The sequence below is a fragment of the Mesorhizobium sp. M2A.F.Ca.ET.037.01.1.1 genome (genome assembly GCF_003998075.1).
Lineage (GTDB): Bacteria > Pseudomonadota > Alphaproteobacteria > Rhizobiales > Rhizobiaceae > Mesorhizobium.
Genome location: NZ_RZSA01000901.1, coordinates 1 through 2690, shown reverse-complemented (window position 1 = coordinate 2690; position 2690 = coordinate 1). Strand labels below are relative to the sequence as shown.

Annotated in this window: 3 protein-coding genes; all 3 read right to left on the bottom strand. The window is 67.4% G+C overall.

Annotation, left to right across the window (positions count from 1 at the left end; translation table 11 throughout):
• Positions 1-1090 (bottom strand): efflux RND transporter permease subunit (locus EOA27_RS31005; protein WP_145970644.1); only part of this gene is annotated, 1090 nt, incomplete at its 3' end.
• Complete coding sequence (locus tag EOA27_RS31000; protein ID WP_189562164.1) at positions 1087-2226, bottom strand: efflux RND transporter periplasmic adaptor subunit; 1140 nt, start codon at positions 2224-2226, stop codon at positions 1087-1089. The genes EOA27_RS31000 and EOA27_RS31005, both read right to left, overlap by 4 nt.
• Positions 2219-2413 (bottom strand): hypothetical protein, encoded by a 195-nt coding sequence (locus EOA27_RS30995; RefSeq protein ID WP_127258034.1) that lies wholly within the window; start codon positions 2411-2413, stop codon positions 2219-2221. The genes EOA27_RS31000 and EOA27_RS30995 overlap by 8 nt, the downstream gene beginning before the upstream one ends.
• Positions 2414-2690 lie beyond the last annotated feature (277 nt).

Sequence of the window (2690 nt, the reverse complement as noted above, 5' to 3'; positions counted from 1 at the left end):
CCACCGCCGACACCAGCGTGGCCCTGATATCGCGCAGGAACAGCCAGACCACGCCGATGGCGAGCACGGCGCCGAGCCATAAGGCTTCGAAGGCGGCGTCGTAGCTTTCCTGGACGAAGCCTGACGAGGAGGTTACTTCTGTGAATTTTGCCGCCGTGGTCTTGGCGCCCATGTCGGCGATGGCGGCGCGGGCGGCCTTGACCACGTCGATCTCGCTCGAGCCCACCGATCTGTAGACATTGAAGGCGACGACCCGCCGGCCGTCGAGATAGGCCGCCTGGCGCGGCTTTTCCCAGCTGTCGACGACGGTGCCGAGGTCGGACAGCTTGACGTCGCCGGCGCCGCTCAGCGCGATGCGGGTATCGGCCAGCACCTCGACGGTCGTTGCGCTGGCGAGCGTGCGCACCGACTGCTCCTGGCCGCCGATATTGGCGCGGCCGCCGGGCTGGTTGACGTTGTTGGAGGCCAGCGTCTGGCTGACGTCGCCGGCGCTGATGCCGAGAGCGGCGAGCCGGTCGGGGTCGAGCTCGACGCGGATGACGCGGTCGACGCCGCCGGAACGGGTGATCTTGGAGACGCCGTCGACACCGAGCAGGACCTTGGCGACGTCATTGTCGATGTACCAGCTCAGCGCGTCGGGCGACATGGTCGGCGCCTCGACGACGAAGGTCAGCACCGAATTGCCGGTTGCGTTGACTTTGGCCACGACCGGCGTCTGGGCCGCGGCCGGCAGGCTGGACTGCACGCCGGAGACGGCGTTGCGGACATCGTTGGTGGCGGTCTCGGGATCGGTGCCGAGGGTGAATTCGATGGCGGTGACGGACGAGCCCTCGCTGATCGAGGTCGAGACGTCGTCGACGCCTTCGAGGGTCGCGACCGTGTTCTCGATAACGCGCGCGACCTGGACTTCCATTTCGCTCGGAGCCGCGCCCGGCTGCGCCACCGTGACGGTGACGGTCGGCAGGTCGATGTCGGGCATATTGTTGGTGCGCAGCTGCATGAAGCCGTAGACGCCGGCAATGCCGAGCGACAGGAACAGCACGATGGTCGGAACCGGATTGCGGATCGACCACGAGGAGATGGCGTTCATTGTGCGGGCTCCGCCGTGCTTGCGGCGTCGGCAGCCTTCGTCTCGTCGGCGGCGACGCGCACGAGGTTGCCGTCGTTCAGGAAGCCGGCGCCGGCGACGACGACGCGGTCGCTTTCCGACAAGCCGTTTTCGATGGCTACCCGGCCGTTCTGGCGCGTGCCGGTTGCAACGGGATGCGCGCCGACCTTGCCTTGATCGTCGACGACGAACACGGCCGGCTTGCCGTCATGCCAGACCAAAGCCGTTTCGGCGATGGTCAGTTGCCGGGACGACGCCGTCTCGATCGTGACGCGGGCGAACATGCCGGGCTTAAGGCCCGAGCCTTCGCCGACGGTGACATAGACGGTGGCAAGGCGCGTGGTCGAATTGACGGTTTCCGCAATCGAGGAAATGTTGCCGGAAAAGGCGCGGCCGGATGCGTCGACGATGTTCGCCGGCTGACCGGCCGAGATTGCCGCCAGGTCCTTTTCAGGGACAAGCACACCGACCTCCAGCCTGCCGTCACGGACGATCTTCATCAGCTCGGTGCCGGCCTGGACGATGGAGCCTGCCACGGCCGGCTTGCTGGAGACGATGCCGTCGAACGGGGCGCGGATGGTCGTCCTGTCGAGCTGGGCCTGCAGCCGCTGAGCGGCGGCCTCTGCCTGGTCGACACTGGCCTTGCCGGTCTTGACGGCGGTCGCCTTGTCCTCGGCGGTTTCAGCGCTGACGGCGTTGCTGGCGAGCAGCCTGTCGGCGCGCGCGTCGGCCGACAACGCAGAGTCGAGCGTCGCCTGCGCCTGAGCGACGGCTGCCTTCTGCTCGGCGAGCTGGGCCTTGAGGAGCGAGTCATCCAACCTCGCGACGACATCGCCGGCCTTCACATGATCGCCCTCGGCCATCAGGACTTCGGTCAGGCGCAGGCCGCTCTCTTCGGCGCCGATCGTCGCTTCCTGCCATGCAGCCACCGTGCCGGTCGCGCTGACCGACGATGTCACCGTCTGGGCGACCACCTTCTCCACCGAAACGGTGAGCGTCGCTGCCGGCGCAGGCGTCTGCGTCGCCGGCTCGGGCGTGGCGCGGCCATAAGCCTTGAGCGCTGCGACGGCGGCCAGCGCGACCAGCAATGCCAGCAGAAGAAGATGTCTTTTACGCAATTTTGCGGTCATCGTTTTTGACATTGGACGAGGCGATCGGAAGCGACAGCCGATAGCCTGCGAAGTTCAACCGGATCGCATCCTCGATCGACGTGGGCGCCGCGGCTGGCTGCGAAGCCTGCCGGCCGACCCGCAGGCCCGGGGCAACAGACACGATCAGGCGCAGCATCATCAGCGCTTCCCACATGGTGCTCTCCTCGCCTCGCGCATCCAGCGGCGGTGCGAGGCATCTCAGTTGCAAGAAGAGAACCGGCCGGCCCTTGAACGGGTGGGTCAGAGGGCCGGCCGGCGCAGCCGGTCAGAGTTGCTCGCCACTCCGGGGTAGGGGTGGAGGGAGCTGTCCGTGATCAGGCAGACCTCCGGGACCGGCTGCATCCGGCGGATTGCCCCATGGAACGGGGGGGTGGCCATGCGGCCGGTCCGCCGAAGCGAGGATTTCGAGCTGTTCGGGCGTCAGCTTGGCG